The sequence below is a fragment of the Neobittarella massiliensis (ex Bilen et al. 2018) genome, from assembly GCF_014269355.1.
GTDB lineage: Bacteria > Bacillota > Clostridia > Oscillospirales > Ruminococcaceae > Neobittarella > Neobittarella massiliensis.
Genome location: NZ_JACOGI010000001.1, coordinates 370,403 through 386,470 on the forward strand (window position 1 = coordinate 370,403; position 16,068 = coordinate 386,470).

Genomic DNA, 16,068 nt, shown 5'->3' on the forward strand with positions numbered 1-16,068 from the left:
AAAACACCTGTATGAGAGCAGTTTTGCAGCGGGTCACCCGCGCATCGATCGATATCGACCACAGCGAGCACTACGACCTGTCAAATGGCGGCCTGGTGGTGCTGTTTGGCGTCGAGGAGGGGGATCGGGCCGACTATGTGCCCGCCTTCTGCCAAAAGATCGCCAACCTGCGCATCTTTGAAGATGATGCCGGCAAGCTCAACCTGTCGCTCCTAGATAGGGGCCTGGGGGTACTGGCAGTGCCCAACTTTACCCTGGCCGCCGACTGCGCCAAGGGCCGCCGCCCCTCGTTTGGCCGCAGCGCCGCCCCCGACTTTGCCCGCCAGTGTTTTTTAGATCTGGTGCAGGGCTTTACCCAGCTGGGGGTGTCTCCCACAGTGAGCGGAAAGTTCGGCTCCGACATGCAGATAGAGCTGGTCAACGACGGCCCGGTGACCATTGTGCTCGACTCAAAAGATATCATCCGCGGCGCTTGAGGGCACGCAGCGCCCCGGCCGCACACAGTCAAATTCAGAGAGGAGAGCCCCGCCGCCGGCGCGCGGGGCAAAAAGCAGCTATGGAGATCGGTATGATGCCTTTGGGCGTTATGGGGACCAACTGTTACCTGGTATTCGACGACCAAAAACAGGGGGTGCTCATCGACCCCGGCGCCAACGCCACTTTTATCTTAAACGCCATCCAGGAGCAGGGGGTCACCCTGCACTACATTCTGCTCACCCACGGCCACTTCGACCATGTGGGCGCCCTGGAAGAGGTGCGCCGGGCTACCGGGGCCCCGGTGGCCATCCACCAAGACGACGCCTACCGCCTGCCCCAGGTAGATAAAGAGGGGGCCCGCTTTGGCGTCTACACCGCGCCCCAGCAGCCGGCCGACCTGCTGCTAAAAGATGAGCAGACCCTCGAGGCAGGGGACCTGCAGCTGCGCATCCTGCACACCCCCGGCCACACCGAGGGCGGCATCACCATCCTCTGCGGCCAGGCGATGTTCACCGGCGATACCCTGTTTTGCGACGGGGTGGGCCGCACCGACCTGCCCGGCGGCGACGAGCTCGAGCTGCACAACTCGCTGGTGCGCATCGCCAGCTTTTGCGACAACTATGCGGTCTATCCCGGCCACGGCGACGTGACCAACCTCGACCGCGAAAAAGAGGCGAACCCCTATCTGGGCGGCGCGCTGTAGTGGGTGCATCTATGAAGATACTGATCCTGGGCCACAAGCTCCAGTACGAGATACAAAACGTCACCGCCGCCTTTCACCCCGGTCAAAAACTCGAGACGGTGTATGAAAAACAGCCCGATTGGGATGTGCTCACCTACCTGCGCGCCGGCCGGCAAAACAGCTACCTGCTATTGCTGGTCAAAACAGAGAGCGGTATTTTGCGCTACCACCGCCGGGTGCCAAACAGCGGCGAGCGCTACAAGCAGCGGTGCGAGACCGCCTTTGGCCAAATGCTCTACACCGCCTACTCCGACCTCACCGGGGTGGTGCCCAAGTGGGGCATCCTCACCGGGGTGCGGCCGGTCAAAAATCTGCAGCAGCACATGGCTGCCGGCTGCGACGAGCCCGCCCTGCGCCAGCTCTTCTGCGGCGACTACAGGGTCTCCCCCGAAAAGTTCGACCTGGCCTACCAGACGGCCATAGTGCAAAAACAGGTGCTGTCCCCGGTAGACCTGCGCGATGTGAGCCTCTATGTCTCCATCCCCTTTTGCCCCAGCCGCTGTCTCTACTGCTCTTTTGTGTCCCACTCCATCGAGAAGAGCCATAAACTGGTAGAGCCCTATCTGCAACTGCTGCTGCAGGAGATCAACCTCACCTTCGATCTCATCGACAAGCTGGGCCTGCACCTCAAAACGGTGTATATCGGCGGCGGCACCCCCACCACCTTGTCGGCCCAGCAGATGGACCGCCTGCTGGCGGCTATCTTCGCCCGTATCCACCACCCGCTTGAGGAGTGCACCGTCGAGGCCGGCCGCCCCGACACCATCGACCTCGAAAAGCTGCAGGTCATGCGCCGCTGGCCGGTCACCCGGGTCAACATAAACCCCCAGACCCTCAGCGACCAGGTGCTGCAAAACATCGGCCGCCGGCACTCGGCTGCCCAGACCATCGAGAGCTTTCATTTGGCCCGGCAGGCGGGTTTTGACAACATCAATATGGATCTCATCGCCGGCCTGCCCGGCGACAGCTATCAGGGCTTTTGTGCCACCCTCGACCGAGTGCTCGACCTGGACCCCGAAAACATCACCGTACACACGCTCTCGGTCAAGCGCTCGGCCGACTTAAAGTACTCGCAGATGGTCCGCTACAGCGCCCAGGACCTGCCGGTCGAGGCCATGCTCACCTACACCGTCGAGCGGCTGGTGGGGGAGAGCGGCTACCGCCCCTACTACATGTACCGGCAAAAAAATACGCTCTCCAACCTCGAGAACGTCGGCTATGCCAAGCCCGGCACCGAGGGGCTCTACAACATCTACATGATGGAGGAGCTGCACACCACCATCGGCTGCGGCGCCGGCTCGGTGACCAAGATGGTCGACCCCCGCAAAAACCTCATCCAGCGCAGCTTCAACTTCAAGTACCCGCTGGAATACACCAAGAACTTCAGCGAGATCTGCAGCAGAAAACACAGCCTGGAGGTATTTTATGGAGACCTTTTCCAAGTATAACATCCTGGCCGACGACATCGACCGCCTGGCCCGCCAGGACCCGGCGGCGCTGGTGTCCCAGTGCGACAGCCGCTACACCGCCGCGCTCGACGGTGTGGCCGCCCGCGTAAAGGCCCAGCGCGCAGAAAAGCACATCGTTATGCTCGCCGGCCCCTCGGCCTCGGGCAAAACGACCACCGCCCACCAGCTGGCCGCGCGGCTGCAAAAGATCGGCGTCGGCTCCGAGGTCATCAGTCTCGATGATTTCTACCTTCCCCGCTCCCAGTGTCCGGTGCGCGACGACGGCACCGTAGACGTTGAGACGGTACACGCCCTCGACCTGCCGGTGGTCAACCGCTGCTTAAAAGAGGTGACCGAGACCGGCCGCGCGCTGTTCCCGGTGTTCGATTTTCAAAAAGGCGGCCGGTTGGACGACTGGCGCGAGGTGGATCTCGACCGCAGCGAGGTGCTCATCGTCGAGGGCATCCACGCCCTCAACCCGCTGCTCACCGAGCTGGTACAGGGCCGCTACAGCACCCTGTACGCCACCGCGCAGGACCGCTATATGCTGGGAGATGTGACGCTGAGCACCAACGACCTGCGCTTCGTGCGCCGCATCGTCCGCGACAGCTGGAGCCGCGGCACCGACGGCGCCACCACCGTCGACTTCTGGCCCTACGTCTGTGAGGGGGAGTTTCTGTACATCAAGCCGTTTCGCTCCACCTGCGACTACTATGTAAACACCGCTTTCGGCTACGAGCCGGGGCTCTACCAGTCCTACCTGCAAGCGATCCTGCAGACGATGGACCAGCAGAGCGCCCAGGCGGCCAAGGTGCGGGGCATCCTGCAAAAACTGCGGGCTTTCACCCCCATCGGCGCCGCGCTCATCGCCCCTGCGGCGATGGTCCGCGAATTTATCGGCCCCGCCGCAAAAACACAAGTATAGGCGCCGCCCGGCCACTGGCGGCTGGGCAGCACGGCAGAAAAAGGAGGTCACGCTCATGGGATTTTGGGATGAACTGGTCGACAAGACCAAACAGGTCGGCGAGGTAGCCGGCAACAAGGCCGACGAACTGGTGCAAAAGGGCAAGATCAAGTACCAACTCGAAAAACTCACCTACACGCTCAAGGGCCAGCAGCGCAAGCTGGGCTCGCTGGTGTACGGCATGCACCGTGCCGGCACCCAAAACGAAAAGCTGCTGGAGCAGTGCTACCGCGAGATCGACGAGACACTGGCGGCAATGCGCCGCGCCCGCAGCGAGCTCAACGAGATAAACGTCAAGGTCAACTGCCCCAAATGCGGCTTTTTAAACGAGCCCGACGCCAGCTACTGCATCAGCTGCGGCTACCAGCTCATCAGCGAGCCCGACGACCCCGCCCAGCCCCAGAGCGCTGGCGGCCCGTCGGCCTGAGCGCCCCGCCCGTCATCTTTACCCGAGACCCAAGCGGCAAGGAGAGTATCTATGAGAAATGATCAGCCCAGCGCCTACCCCATCGACTTTTTCGGCGAGAATGTCTTTGACGACGAGACCATGCAGCGCTACATCCCCTTCGAGAGTTACCGCCAGCTCAAAGAGGTCATCGAGCAGGGCGGCCAGCTGCACTCGTCGCTGGCCGATGTGGTGGCTGAAGGCATGAAGGAGTGGGCCATCGCCAAAGGGGCCACCCACTACACCCACTGGTTCCAGCCCCTTAACGGCTTCACCGCCGAAAAGCACGAGTCGTTCATCTCCCCCACCGAGGGGGGCGGCGTCATCACCGCCTTCTCGGGCAAAATGCTCATCAAGGGCGAGTCCGACGCCTCCAGCTTTCCCTCCGGCGGCCTGCGCGCCACCTTCGAGGCCCGCGGCTACACCATGTGGGACTGTACCTCGCCGGTCTTTTTAAAGGAGGATAAGTCTGGGGTCACCCTGTGCATCCCCACCGCTTTCTGCTCCTACACTGGCGAGGCGCTGGACGAAAAGACCCCGCTGCTGCGCTCGCTGGTGGCCGTCGACGAGCAGGCCCGTAAAGTGCTGACGCTGTTTGGCCACCTCGATACCCGCCGGGTCAGCCCCTCGGTGGGGGCCGAGCAGGAGTACTTCCTCATCGACCGCAGCCACCTCAAAAAGCGGCTCGACTTAAAGTTCACCGGCCGCACCCTGTTTGGCGCCCGGCCGCCCAAGTGCCAGGAGCTGGAGGACCACTACTACGGCAACTTAAACGAGAAGATCTCTTCCTTTATGAAAGAGCTCGACTACGAGCTGTGGAAGGTGGGGGTCACCGCCAAGACCAAGCACAACGAGGCGGCCCCCTCCCAGCACGAGCTGGCGCCGGTATTCTCCGCCGTCAACATCGCCGCCGACCAGAACCAGATCATCATGGAGACGCTGCACAAGGTGGCCGCCCGCCACGATCTGTGCTGCCTGCTGCACGAAAAGCCCTTCGACTACATAAACGGCTCCGGCAAGCACAACAACTGGTCGCTGAGCACCGACGACGGCCAAAACCTGTTCGAGCCCGGCAACACCCCCTACGAGAACATGCAGTTTCTGCTCATGCTCTCGGCGGTCATCAAAGCTGTCGACGAGTACAGCGGCCTGCTGCGGCTGGCCACCGCCAGCTACACCAACGACTGCCGCCTGGGCGGGTACGAGGCCCCGCCGGCCATCATCTCCATGTTTTTAGGAAGCGATATCCAGCGCATTCTCGAGACCATCGCCAGCGGCGATCAAAAGCCCGAGGGCTACCAGCGCAAGGTGATGGATATGGGGGTCGGCACCCTGCCCAAGCTGCACGTCGACTCCTCCGACCGCAACCGCACCTCGCCGTTTGCCTTTACCGGCAACAAGTTCGAGTTCCGCATGCTGGGTTCCTCCATGTCCATCTCCTGGGTCAACACGGTGCTCAATACCATCACCGCCGACGTGCTCTCCGAGATCTACGACCGTCTGCGCGCCTGCAGGGATTTCGACCTGGAGGTAAACGCCATCATCCGCGAGATCTATCAGGATCACGGCCGCATCATCTTTAACGGCAACGGCTACGCCGGCGATTGGGAGTCCGAGGCCCGCCGCCGCGGTCTGCCGGTAGTGCCGGATACCGTCAGCGCCGCCGAGGTGCTCAAGTCCTCCGCCGTCATCGACATGTTCGCCAAATTCTCGGTGCACTCCAAAGAGGAGCTCATGGCCCGCTACGAGATCATCCTCGAGACCTACAGCAAAAAGGCGGCGATCGAGGCCAAGACCATGCTCACCATGTGCCGCCGCCAGATCCTGCCCGCGGTCAGGGCCTATCTGGCCCAGCAGTCCCGCCAGCTGGCCGACACCCAGTCCGCCGGCCTGGACGTAGATTACCTGCGGGTACACGTCGACGAGATCGCGGCGCTGGTGCGCTCGCTCATCGCCCAGACCGATGCGCTGGCCGCCGTCACCGCCGGTATCGGCGACTACTGCGATCCGGCCACCGCCACCTACTGCCGCGACGCGCTGCTGCCGGCTATGCGCCAGCTGCGCCACACCGCCGACTGCCTGGAGGAGAAAGTCGACGCCCGCTTCTGGCCCATCCCCACCTACGACGAGATCCTCTTCGACGAGCAGGGTTAGCCCCGCCGCCCCGCTCCCCCTTGACAGCCGTCGGCAAACGCCGTATAGTTTACCCATACAACACACAACGCAACACACAACACACAACACACAACACGCGAGCACAGCAAAGGCGCTTTGACCCTCTCCCGGGCCGGAGCGCCTTTTTGCAAACACGCCGCCAGTCGGCCCGTAAAAAAGGAGGTACCCCGTGGAAAACACTGCCGTACAGCGCGATATCGTCAACCTGGCCGCCGTCAACCTGCGCGCCGTCTGGGGCGACAAGGCGCAAAACCTGCGCCGCATCCTCGACTACACCGTCGCCGCCGCCCGGCGCGGCGCCGACATCATCACCTTCCCCGAGCTGGCGCTCACCGGCTACGAAGACCAGCCCGACACCCCGCTGGGCGAGAAGATGCACCACCGGCTGGCCGAGACTGCCGGCGGCCCCAGCATCGCCGCCGTGGCCGACTGCTGCCGCCAGCTGGGCGTGTATGTGGTGTTCGGCCTGCCCGAGCGCGACCCCGCCACCGGCGCGGTGTATAATGCCGCCGCCGTCTGCGGGCCCGACGGGCCGCTGGGGATATACCGCAAAATGCACCCTGCCGGCGACGAGAGCCTCTGGTGTCAAAAAGGGGAGCAGCCGCTGCTCTTTTCCACCCCCTGGGGCCCGGTCGGGGTGGGCATCTGCTACGACAGCTACTCCTTCCCCGAGCTGCTGCGCTACTACGCCGCCAGCGGCGCCCGCCTGTACCTGAATCCCACCGCCATGCCCGAAAATCACCGCCGCGAGAGCCGCAGCTTCTACCGCGACACCCTCTATGCCGCCGTGCACCAAAACGATATCTTTCTGGTCAGCGCCAACCTGGTGTCCGAGGATGTCATCGATCCCGGCTATCGCTGGCGCCTGCCAGCCGGCCCCGGTATCCCCCAGCCGGCCACCTTTCTGGGCGGCAGCCTCGTCATCGGTCCCGGCTTTGGCCGGCGGGTGCACCTCTACGCCGGCAGCCCCCGGCACTGTGAGGCCGAGCTGGTGCTCACCACCGTCGATCTGTCGCTGGCAAACCGCACCATCTACAGCCAAAACCCCTATACCGGCACGCCCGATTTTCGCCCCGAGCGCTACCAGCAGCTCTACGGCGAGCTGGCCCGGCGGCAGGGGCGGTAAGCGCCTTCTGCCAGCCGGGCCCCACAGGTCTATTGCCGCCCCCCAGGCACATACACTAGAGGGAAGAATGTGTGGGACGGGGGCCTGATTTCGTGGAGAGAGCGGCAAAACAGTCATTTATACAAGGGGCGGTGATCCTCACCGGCAGCACGCTGCTGGTCAAGGCCATCGGGGCGCTGTTCAAGGTGCCGCTGATGAATATCCTGGGCGGCACCGGCATGGCCTATTTCATGACCGCCTACGAGGTGTTCAACCCCATCTATGCGCTGTCGGTGGCCGGTTTTCCCGCCGCCGTCAGCCGCCTGGTCAGCGAGTACACCGCCCGCGGCCGCCAGCGCGATGCCCGCCGCACCCTCAAAATAGCCAGCGCACTGTTTCTGGCGGTGGGGGCGGTGGGCTTTGCCCTGCTCTATTTCGGCGGCAAGGTGTTCTGCCGCGCGGTGGGCAATCCCGACGCCGCGCTGGCGGTGCAGATGCTCTCGCCGGCGCTGGTGTTCGGCTGTCTGTCGGCGGCGGTGCGCGGCTACTACCAGGGCTGTCAAAACATGGTGCCCACCGCCATCAGCCAGGTGGTCGAGGCGGTGGCCAAGCTGGTGTTGGGCATCGCGCTCTCCTACGGCACCTTCGTCTGGGCCATGGAGGGGTACGCCCGCACCGGGCTGGTGTTCGGCCGCGCCGCCGCCAGCGCCGCCCAGGCCAAGCAGCTGGCGCTGCCCTACGCCGCGGCCGGGGCGGTGCTGGGGGTGGCCCTCTCCACCGGCGTGTCCATGCTCTACCTGTTTTGCCAGCACAAGTTCGGCCGTCACGCCCTGCCGGTCAAAAGCGCTCAGAGCAGCGCCCGACCCGCCTCCGCCCGCCACATCGCCCGCCGCCTGGTGCAGATCGCCCTGCCCATCTGTCTGGGCAGCTTTGCCACCAGTCTCACCTCGGTCATCGACCTGTTTTCGGTAATGAACGCGCTCGAGCGCGCCGCCGGCCGCGGCGCCGATATCATCTGCGCCATGTACGGCCTGCAGATGTCCGCCGTCGACCTGCCCACCTTCCTCTACGGCTGCTACACCGGCATGGCCACCACCCTCTACAATCTGGTGCCGGCCCTCACCACCACCTTCGGCGTCAGCGCGCTGCCGGCCGTCACCGCCGCCTATGTGGGGGGCGACCGCCGCCAGCTGGCCCAAAACGCCCAGTCGGTATTTCGCGTCAGCGCCATGATGGCCGTGCCCGCGGGCCTTGGCATCGCCGCCATGGCCCGGCCCATCCTGCACCTGCTCTACGGCGGCCGCCAGCAGGAGATCGCCGCCGTGGCCCCCACGCTCACCGTTTTGGGGGCGGCCGCGGTGCTGCTGGCCTTTACCACCCCGGTGTACAGTATGCTGCAGGCCATCGGCCGGGCCGATCTGCCGCTCAAGCTCATGGTGGTGGGCGGGGCCATCAAGCTGGCCTGCAACCTGGTCCTGGTGCGCGACCCCCGCTATAATCTGCTGGGGGCCAGCTTCGGCACCCTGTGCTGCTATCTGTTCATCGTCATCGGCGCGGTAGCGCTGTTTTTGCGCCAGGTGGGGGCGCCGGTGCACTTCTGGCGCGCGGTGCTGGGCCCCGCTTTCTCGGGGCTCATCTGCGCCGTCTCCGCCCGCACCGCCTACTCGCTGCTCTGCCATGTCTTCGTGTCCAATATCAGCTGTGTGCTGGGCATCGCCGTGGGCTGCGGCTGCTATCTGCTGGCGCTGCTGGGCACCGGCTCGGTGCAGGAGGAAGACCTGCTGGCACTGCCGGGCGGGCAAAAGCTGGCCGCCAAGCTGCACCGCTGGGGCCTGCTGGGCAGCGCCTCAAAGCGCGCCGCCCACCGCCCAAAAGCCGTCTGATCCGGCCCGCGCGCCGCCATTTTTCCCTCCCCGGGCGTACAAACTGTCACCCGTTTGTGCTGTGTTTGTGCTATGATAAAGAAAACGCGCCAAAAAGGGAGGGCTATCTACATGGATTTCACCGTCAAAGACCACTACGACCTGCAGGACCTGCTGGCCATCGTGCGGCTGCTGCGCGATCCCGCCGAGGGCTGCCCCTGGGACAAGGTGCAGACCCACCAGTCCATACGCCGCAACTTTATCGAGGAGACCTATGAGGTCTGCGACGCCATCGATCAAAACGACGTCGCCGGCCTGCGCGAGGAGCTGGGCGACGTGCTGCTGCAGGTGGCGCTGCACACCCAGATGGAGCAGGAGCAGGGCCATTTCGACTTCGGCGACGTGGCTGACGACATCTGTCAAAAACTGGTACTTCGCCACCCCCATATCTTCGGTTCGGCAAAGGCCGGTGACGGCAGCCAGGCCCTCGATAACTGGGAGGCGATCAAAAAGCAGTCCAAAGGCGTCACCAGCGCCGCCCAGCACGCCGCGGCCGTCCCGCACTGCCTGCCGGCGCTCATGCGCGCCAAGAAGGTGCAAAAGCGTCTGGCCGAGGAGGACAGTGCCCTTAAAGACCGTGGGCAAGCCATTTCTTCGCTGAAAAATGCGGTGGACTGTCTTGACAAAGACCTGCAAAACTGTGATAATAGGGAAGAACTCATTGGTGATGCCCTGTACGCTCTGGTAAGTGTAGCCAGGTTGGCCGGGGCAGACGCCGAGGAAGTGCTGGGCTTCACCTGCGACAGGGCTATTTCCCGGCACGCGCAGCGTCAGCAGAAATGAGGACCGCGTGCATAAACGCCAGCGGTGCAGTATATCCTTTGTGAGTAAGGAAGTCAACAATACTGGAGGAAAAAAACATGACGAAAACTGATTTGATCGCCAAGGTCGCAGAGCAGACCGGCCTGTCCAAGAAAGACGCCGAGAAAGCCGTTAGCGCAGTCATCGACACCGTTTCCGATGCACTGGTCGCCGGTGACAAGGTGCAGATCGTCGGCTTCGGCACTTTCGAGGTCCGCGAGAGAAGCGAGAGAAAAGGCCGCAACCCCCGCACCAAAGAGGAGATCACCATCCCCGCTTCCAAGCTGCCCGCTTTCAAAGCCGGTAAGGCCCTGAAAGACGCCGTCGCGAAATAAAGGCTCCTTTAAAAATAAGAAACTGGTGACAGGCACTGCCAACCAGTTTCTTTTTTTATACGGGCCGGGTCCCGCCCGGCCACAGACGACCCAATACCACACCGGCTGGCGGTCGCGCCGCCCCCCGGCAGGAGGAACTATGAGACTCGACAAGTATTTAAAAGTAGTGCGTATCATCAAGCGCCGCACCGTGGCCAACGAGGCCTGCGACGCCGGCAAGGTGTCGGTCAACGGCAAGTTGGCCCGGGCCTCGCACAGCGTCAAAGAGGGCGACATCATCGAGATCGACTTTGCCCAAAAGCCGGTCAAGCTCGAGGTGCTCACCGTGGCCGAGCACGCCCTCAAAGAAGACGCCAAGACCATGTACCGCATCATCGACTAATTTTCACCGTCCCCCGCCCGCTTTTAGTACTGCCGGGCGGTCTGTCCTCATATACATGAACATGCGGCTTATAAAAAAAGCGGCAATACCAGTATGGAGGACAGGAACATGCAAGAAGAGAGGACAAAGCTCCAGGGGTCCGGCGGCCCCCACAACGTCATTATGGAAAATCGCAACCACCTCACCGTCTCCGGGGTGGTGGATATCGACTCGTTCAGCGAGGACAGCATCGTCCTCTACACCGACCTGGGCGAGCTGGTCATCGCCGGGCGCGACCTGCACATCAACAAGCTCTCGGTCGAGACCGGCGAGCTCACCCTCGACGGCGAGGTGGACTCGCTCACCTACTACGACGGCGGCCCCAAAGAAAAAGGCCTGTTCGCCCGCATCTTCAAATAGGGGCGCCCGGGCATGGAACTGCTGGTGCCGGTAGGCTTTGAATTCGAGACGTTTCTCTACGCGCTGCTGCTGGGTTTTGCGCTGGGCCTCGTGTACGAGGTCTTTCGCATCCTGCGCATGGTGCTGCCCTGGGGCAGCGTGCTGGTAGCCATCCAGGATATTCTGTACTGGATCGGCGCCGGCGCCGTCACCTTTTTGTTTTTTATGCGCTTTACCAGCGGTATGATCCGGGGGTACGTGCTGCTGGGGGAGGGGCTCGGCCTGCTTTTGTATTTCCTCACGCTGGGCCGCCTCATCCACGCGCTCACCGCCGCCATCATCGACCTGGTAGCCCGCTTTTTGCGGCTGCTGTACCGCCTGTTTATCGTGCCGGTACGCAAGTTTTTTGGCTTTTTGGGTCGAAAGAGTGGCAAAATTTATAAAAAGGCGGTGTCCGGGGCCAAAAGAGCTGCAAATAAGCACAACTTTCACTTGAAAGACAAGCGGATAGTATTGTATAATCTATTAAAGCGACCCAAAAAACCAGAAGACAGCAGCCCATCGGCGGGCCGGTCACATCCGTCCCGCCGCCGGCAGCGAGCGGCGGCCGCCAAACCGGCCCCGGCCAAAAAAGCGAGAAAGAGCCATGAAAAAAGCCAAGAGCGATAAAAAGAAAAAAAAGATCTCGATGGGGTTTTTATCGAAGTTGGCCATCGCCGCGGTGATGGTCTATGCCGCTGTGTCTCTCATCACCACCCAGGTCGAGATCGTATCTAAAAAAAATCAGCTCGAAGAAGTCAATCACTCGATCAGCGAGACCACCCAAAAAAATCAGGAGCTCGAGCGCATACTGAACTCCGGCGAAGACAGCGAGTTCATCGAGCGTGTCGCCCGCGAAAAGCTGGGCTATGCGGCCCCCGGTGAGCGGGTGTTTGCCGACGCGTCGGGAAGCTGAGGGGCAGCGCTGGTCTTGCGTGCGCAGGGCAGCGGGCGGGCAGCCGGCTGCCCGCGCTTTTAAAAAAAGGAGCTGTGTGGGGCGCTGGCCCCATTACAGGTTGCGGCGGCCGCCGCCAGATCCGTGGGGCGGTCACTTTTTAAGGAGGACTTATTTTTATATGCAGCTCGAAGTTGGAAAGATCGTTGAGGGGAAAGTTTCAGGCATCACCAAGTTTGGTGCCTTTGTCGACCTGGGTGAAAACAAAACAGGCATGGTGCACATCTCCGAAGTCGCCGCCACTTTTGTGCAGGAGATCTCAGACTTTGTAAAAGAGGGACAGACTGTCACCGTCAAAATATTGTCCATCGGCGACGACGGCAAGATCGCCCTGTCCATCAAGCAGGCGCTGCCGGCCGATCAGCAGCGCCCGCCCCGCCGCGACGGCCCCCGGCGCGATTTTCCCCGGCGCGACTTTCAAAAGCAGGGCCACGCCCCCCGCAGCTCCGGCGCGAGCCGCGGCGTCGCCAGCCGCTCCTACAACGGTCCCCGCAGCGCCGGCTACAAGCCCCGCGCCAACGACCGCCCCGCCACCTTCGAGGACATGATGAGCAAATTCAAGCAGTCCAGCGAAGAGCGCATGTCCGACCTCAAGCGGTCGCAGGATTCCAAGCGCCGCGGCGGCTACTCCCGCAAGGGTTCCAAGTAGGGGTTGCCGGCAAACAGAAGATATACAGATCTTTCAGGGGCGCAGGCTGCGCCCCTGTTTTGCGCCCGGATCTATTTTCAGGGCGCTGTGAAAAAAGGAGAGACTATGCTCTTTATAAGCGCCCACCTCCACACCATGGAAGCACGCGACTACCCCTGTGGCTACCTGCGCACCCGGGGCACAAAAATACACAGCCTGGGGGATATGGGGGAGCTGGACGGCCCCCTCCCCGGCGAGCAGGTCATCGACCTGCAGGGGGCACATATGTACCCCGGCTTTGTCGACGCCCACAGCCACCTGGGCATGTGGGGCAACGGGCTGGGTTTCGAGGGGGCCGACGGCAACGAGGAATCCGACCCCGCCACCCCCCACCTGCGGGCCATCGATGCGGTCAACCACGCCGACTACTGCTTTGCCGAGGCGCTGGCCGGCGGGGTCACCACCGCCGTTACCGGTCCGGGCAGCGCCAACGCCATCGGCGGCCAGCTCTGCGCCGTCAAGACCCGCCTGTCCCGCATCGATACCGGCATGCTCTCGCCCTGTGTGGCCATTAAATTTGCCCTGGGCGAAAACCCCAAAACGGTGTATAACGACAAAGATATGGCCCCCATCACCCGCATGGCCACCGCCGCCATCATCCGCGAGCAGCTCTTCAGGGCCAAGCGGTATATGGAGGATGTCGACCGCGCCGGCCGGGAGGGGGAGGAGCTGCCCGAATACGATATCAAGTGCGAGGCGCTGCTGCCGCTCTTGCGGCGGCAGATGCCGGCCCACTTTCACGCCCACCGGGCCGACGATATCTTCACCGCCCTGCGCCTGTGCCGCGAGTTCGGCCTGCGCTGTGTCATCGTCCATGGCACCGAGGGCCATCTCATCGCCGACATTCTGGCCGCCGAGCAGGTGCCGGTCATCACCGGTCCCATCCTCTGCGACCGCTCCAAGCCCGAGCTCGTAAACCTCACCCCCAAAAACCCCGGTATCCTGGCCGCTGCCGGGGTGCCCTGCGCCCTGTGTACCGACCACCCGGTCACCCCCATCCAATACCTGCCCCTCACCGCCGGCCTGGCCGTGCGCGAAGGGATGGACCGCCAGCAGGCGCTCAGGGCCATCACCATCGGCGCCGCCAGCATCTGTGGCATCGCCGATCGGGTCGGCTCGCTGGCGCCGGGCAAAGACGCCGACCTCGCCGTTTTCGACGGCGATCCGCTGTCCAACCTGTGCCGGCCACGTCTGGTGACAGTAGATGGACAAATTGTAAACGAGATATAAAATAAGTATTTACCCAATTGATTTTTTGTGTATTTGTGATATACTATACTCATAAAGCAGCTACCGTCAGGCAGCTGTAGATCAAAAGGGGTTGATGTTGTGAAAATTGAGATCGTCGGTCGTAAAGTGACAGTCAAAGACAGCTTTAAAGAGAGAGTCGAGAAAAAACTCAAAAAATTCTCCAAGCTGTTCGACGACTCGGCTACCGCCACGGTGATCGTGACCGTAGAAAAGGGCCGTCAAACTGTAGAGATCACCATACGTCAGGCCTCCGCGATTTTCAGAGCCGAGCGCACCGCCGAGCAGATGGAGACCGCTCTCGATCTGGTGACGGATGTGCTCTTCAAACAGATCGTCCGCAACAAAGACCGGCTGCAGGACCGCATGAAGATGAGCTTTGCCACCTTCCAGGAGAGCGAGGCAGCCGAGCCCCAGGACGAGTTCGATATCGTCAGGCGCAAACAGTTCTCGCTCAAACCCATGAGCGTAGAAGAGGCCATCCTGCAGATGAATCTCATCGGCCACCAGTTCTTTTTGTTCCGCAACGCAGTTGACAACGAGGTCAATCTCGTATATGTTAGACGTGACGGAAAGTACGGCGTGATAGAGCCCGAATGATCGCGCACAGGTAAGTTAGCAGAGACCGCGACCTTGTCGTCGCGGTCTTTTTCTGGGCGGCACCGGCCGCCACTCTCGAGATAGGACGTGCAAAAACATGTATACACTGGTCTGCCCCTGCATTTTTGGTCTGGAAAAGATCGTCAGCTTCGAGCTGCGCCGCGTCGGCGCCACCGACATCGTGGCCGACAACGGCAAAGTCACCGCCCGCGGCGACGCGCTCACCGTGGCCAAAGCCAACCTGGGCCTGCGCTGTGCCGAGCGGGTGCTCATCCAGCTGGCCCAGTTTTCCGCCACCAGCTTCGAAGATCTGTTCCAGGGCACCTACGCCATCGATTGGGCCGGCATCATTCCCCAAACAGGTGCTTTCCCGGTCAAGGGGTGGTCGCTGGGTTCCCAGCTGGCCAGCATCCCCGACTGTCAGTCCATCATCAAAAAAGCGGCGGTCGAAAAGCTCAAGGCCGCCTATGGCATCAGCTGGTTTAGCGAGACCGGCGAAAAATATCAGATCCAGTTCTCCATCTTTAAAGATCAGGTCTCCATCCTGCTCGATACCTCCGGCGACGGGCTGCACAAGCGGGGCTACCGCCGCCGTCAAGGCGCCGCCCCCATCAAAGAAACGCTGGCCGCCGGCATCATCGATCTGGCTCGGGTGCGCCCCGGCGACACCGTGTACGACCCGCTGTGCGGCAGTGGTACCATCCTCATCGAGGCCGCCATGCGGGCCATGAACATCGCCCCCGGCCTGCAGCGCAGCTTTGCCGCCGAGCAGTGGACCACCTTCCCCAAAAAGGCCTTTGCCGATGCCCGCCGGCAGGCCCTCGACGAGATCGACCGCAGTGCCGCCTTCGAGGGGATCGGCTTCGATATCGATCCCCAGGCGGCACAGCTCACCGCAGAAAACGCCAAGCTGGCCGGGGTCGACAGCCGCATCACGGTGCAGGTACAGGATATCACCCGCCATAAGCTCAAAGATGCCCACGGCATCCTCATCACCAATCCCCCCTACGGCGAGCGGCTGCTCACTCCGGCCCAGTGCAGCCGCATCCACCAGGCGCTGGGGGCCATGTGCCACCACAACGACCTCAAGAGCTATATCATCACCAGCAGCGACCGGTTCGAGGAGGAGTTCGGCAAAAAGGCCGACCGCCGCCGCAAGCTCTATAACGGCGAGCTCAAGTGCCAGCTGTACATGTATTTTAAATAGCCCCCTCCCTGACCGCCGGCCCCACCGGCTGCCGTCGGCTGAACACGATGGGCGATGGGTGCTGCGGCGGGGGACAAGTTGCCTGTTTTAGCGTCAAAAACCCCCGTATTTACAATTTGTTTACATTTGCAGCAGCCCTCCACCGGGGGCTGCACCT

The 16,068-nt window shown here is 62.4% G+C and carries 18 protein-coding genes; all 18 read left to right on the forward strand.

The window, feature by feature from the left end; translation table 11 throughout:
* Positions 1–11: 11 nt before the first annotated feature.
* The 18 genes from dtd (at position 12) to H8K20_RS01835 (ending at position 15,911) form a co-directional block, all read left to right on the forward strand.
* Positions 12–476: a D-aminoacyl-tRNA deacylase gene (dtd, locus tag H8K20_RS01750; RefSeq protein ID WP_186487301.1), complete on the forward strand. Its 465-nt coding sequence runs from the start codon at positions 12–14 to the stop codon at positions 474–476.
* An 80-nt stretch (positions 477–556) separates the two neighbouring features.
* Positions 557–1,180 carry an MBL fold metallo-hydrolase gene (locus H8K20_RS01755; RefSeq protein WP_105203450.1) on the forward strand — a complete coding sequence of 208 codons (624 nt, stop codon included), beginning with the start codon at positions 557–559 and terminating at the stop codon, positions 1,178–1,180.
* A gap of 11 nt (positions 1,181–1,191) precedes the next feature.
* Positions 1,192–2,667 (forward strand): coproporphyrinogen dehydrogenase HemZ, encoded by a 1,476-nt coding sequence (gene hemZ / locus H8K20_RS01760; protein WP_186487302.1) that lies wholly within the window; start codon positions 1,192–1,194, stop codon positions 2,665–2,667.
* Entirely contained in the window at positions 2,645–3,592 is a 948-nt protein-coding gene (locus H8K20_RS01765; protein WP_105203452.1) for a nucleoside kinase, read from the forward strand. The genes hemZ and H8K20_RS01765 overlap by 23 nt, the downstream gene beginning before the upstream one ends.
* Before the next feature lie 55 nt (positions 3,593–3,647).
* On the forward strand, positions 3,648–4,058 hold the full coding sequence (locus H8K20_RS01770) for a zinc finger Ran-binding domain-containing protein (protein ID WP_154865899.1): 411 nt from the start codon (positions 3,648–3,650) through the stop codon (positions 4,056–4,058).
* A gap of 51 nt (positions 4,059–4,109) precedes the next feature.
* On the forward strand, positions 4,110–6,230 hold the full coding sequence (locus tag H8K20_RS01775) for a glutamine synthetase III family protein (protein WP_186487303.1): 2,121 nt from the start codon (positions 4,110–4,112) through the stop codon (positions 6,228–6,230).
* A gap of 190 nt (positions 6,231–6,420) precedes the next feature.
* Positions 6,421–7,377: a nitrilase-related carbon-nitrogen hydrolase gene (locus H8K20_RS01780; protein ID WP_186487304.1), complete on the forward strand. Its 957-nt coding sequence runs from the start codon at positions 6,421–6,423 to the stop codon at positions 7,375–7,377.
* Between the two features lie 92 nt (positions 7,378–7,469).
* Positions 7,470–9,239, forward strand: coding sequence for an oligosaccharide flippase family protein (locus H8K20_RS14140; protein ID WP_186487305.1), 1,770 nt, complete (start codon positions 7,470–7,472; stop codon positions 9,237–9,239).
* A gap of 111 nt (positions 9,240–9,350) precedes the next feature.
* On the forward strand, positions 9,351–10,061 hold the full coding sequence (gene mazG / locus H8K20_RS01790; protein WP_164998084.1) for a nucleoside triphosphate pyrophosphohydrolase: 711 nt from the start codon (positions 9,351–9,353) through the stop codon (positions 10,059–10,061).
* Between the two features lie 62 nt (positions 10,062–10,123).
* Positions 10,124–10,414: an HU family DNA-binding protein gene (locus H8K20_RS01795; RefSeq protein ID WP_279287455.1), complete on the forward strand. Its 291-nt coding sequence runs from the start codon at positions 10,124–10,126 to the stop codon at positions 10,412–10,414.
* A 139-nt stretch (positions 10,415–10,553) separates the two neighbouring features.
* Positions 10,554–10,796 carry an RNA-binding S4 domain-containing protein gene (locus H8K20_RS01800; protein ID WP_105203459.1) on the forward strand — a complete coding sequence of 81 codons (243 nt, stop codon included), beginning with the start codon at positions 10,554–10,556 and terminating at the stop codon, positions 10,794–10,796.
* A gap of 108 nt (positions 10,797–10,904) precedes the next feature.
* Complete coding sequence (gene yabP / locus H8K20_RS01805) at positions 10,905–11,195, forward strand: sporulation protein YabP (protein WP_105203460.1); 291 nt, start codon at positions 10,905–10,907, stop codon at positions 11,193–11,195.
* Between the two features lie 12 nt (positions 11,196–11,207).
* On the forward strand, positions 11,208–11,843 hold the full coding sequence (gene yabQ, locus H8K20_RS01810; RefSeq protein ID WP_186487306.1) for a spore cortex biosynthesis protein YabQ: 636 nt from the start codon (positions 11,208–11,210) through the stop codon (positions 11,841–11,843).
* The gene (locus H8K20_RS01815) at positions 11,821–12,129 is read left to right on the forward strand and encodes an FtsB family cell division protein (RefSeq protein WP_186487307.1); all 309 of its coding nucleotides are present in this window, start codon (positions 11,821–11,823) and stop codon (positions 12,127–12,129) included. Before yabQ ends, H8K20_RS01815 begins: the two co-directional genes overlap by 23 nt.
* Before the next feature lie 160 nt (positions 12,130–12,289).
* The gene (locus H8K20_RS01820) at positions 12,290–12,817 is read left to right on the forward strand and encodes a S1 RNA-binding domain-containing protein (RefSeq protein WP_105203463.1); all 528 of its coding nucleotides are present in this window, start codon (positions 12,290–12,292) and stop codon (positions 12,815–12,817) included.
* A 105-nt stretch (positions 12,818–12,922) separates the two neighbouring features.
* Positions 12,923–14,086, forward strand: coding sequence for an amidohydrolase (locus tag H8K20_RS01825; protein WP_186487308.1), 1,164 nt, complete (start codon positions 12,923–12,925; stop codon positions 14,084–14,086).
* 99 nt (positions 14,087–14,185) lie between these two features.
* Positions 14,186–14,704 carry a ribosome hibernation-promoting factor, HPF/YfiA family gene (hpf, locus tag H8K20_RS14145; RefSeq protein ID WP_105203465.1) on the forward strand — a complete coding sequence of 173 codons (519 nt, stop codon included), beginning with the start codon at positions 14,186–14,188 and terminating at the stop codon, positions 14,702–14,704.
* A gap of 97 nt (positions 14,705–14,801) precedes the next feature.
* Positions 14,802–15,911 (forward strand): THUMP domain-containing class I SAM-dependent RNA methyltransferase, encoded by a 1,110-nt coding sequence (locus H8K20_RS01835; RefSeq protein WP_186487309.1) that lies wholly within the window; start codon positions 14,802–14,804, stop codon positions 15,909–15,911.
* Positions 15,912–16,068 lie beyond the last annotated feature (157 nt).

Bases quoted from the DNA above. Each gene is read 5' to 3' on its own strand.
- H8K20_RS01765 (WP_105203452.1), top strand. From the start codon at position 2,645: ATGGAGACCTTTTCCAAGTATAACATCCTGGCCGACGACATCGACCGC.
- yabP (WP_105203460.1), top strand. From the start codon at position 10,905: ATGCAAGAAGAGAGGACAAAGCTCCAGGGGTCCGGCGGCCCCCACAAC.
- mazG (WP_164998084.1), top strand. From the start codon at position 9,351: ATGGATTTCACCGTCAAAGACCACTACGACCTGCAGGACCTGCTGGCC.
- yabQ (WP_186487306.1), top strand. From the start codon at position 11,208: ATGGAACTGCTGGTGCCGGTAGGCTTTGAATTCGAGACGTTTCTCTAC.
- H8K20_RS01825 (WP_186487308.1), top strand. From the start codon at position 12,923: ATGCTCTTTATAAGCGCCCACCTCCACACCATGGAAGCACGCGACTAC.
- H8K20_RS01770 (WP_154865899.1), top strand. From the start codon at position 3,648: ATGGGATTTTGGGATGAACTGGTCGACAAGACCAAACAGGTCGGCGAG.
- H8K20_RS01775 (WP_186487303.1), top strand. From the start codon at position 4,110: ATGAGAAATGATCAGCCCAGCGCCTACCCCATCGACTTTTTCGGCGAG.
- H8K20_RS01800 (WP_105203459.1), top strand. From the start codon at position 10,554: ATGAGACTCGACAAGTATTTAAAAGTAGTGCGTATCATCAAGCGCCGC.
- H8K20_RS01815 (WP_186487307.1), top strand. From the start codon at position 11,821: ATGAAAAAAGCCAAGAGCGATAAAAAGAAAAAAAAGATCTCGATGGGG.
- H8K20_RS01755 (WP_105203450.1), top strand. From the start codon at position 557: ATGGAGATCGGTATGATGCCTTTGGGCGTTATGGGGACCAACTGTTAC.
- H8K20_RS01835 (WP_186487309.1), top strand. From the start codon at position 14,802: ATGTATACACTGGTCTGCCCCTGCATTTTTGGTCTGGAAAAGATCGTC.
- dtd (WP_186487301.1), top strand. From the start codon at position 12: ATGAGAGCAGTTTTGCAGCGGGTCACCCGCGCATCGATCGATATCGAC.
- hemZ (WP_186487302.1), top strand. From the start codon at position 1,192: ATGAAGATACTGATCCTGGGCCACAAGCTCCAGTACGAGATACAAAAC.
- H8K20_RS01820 (WP_105203463.1), top strand. From the start codon at position 12,290: ATGCAGCTCGAAGTTGGAAAGATCGTTGAGGGGAAAGTTTCAGGCATC.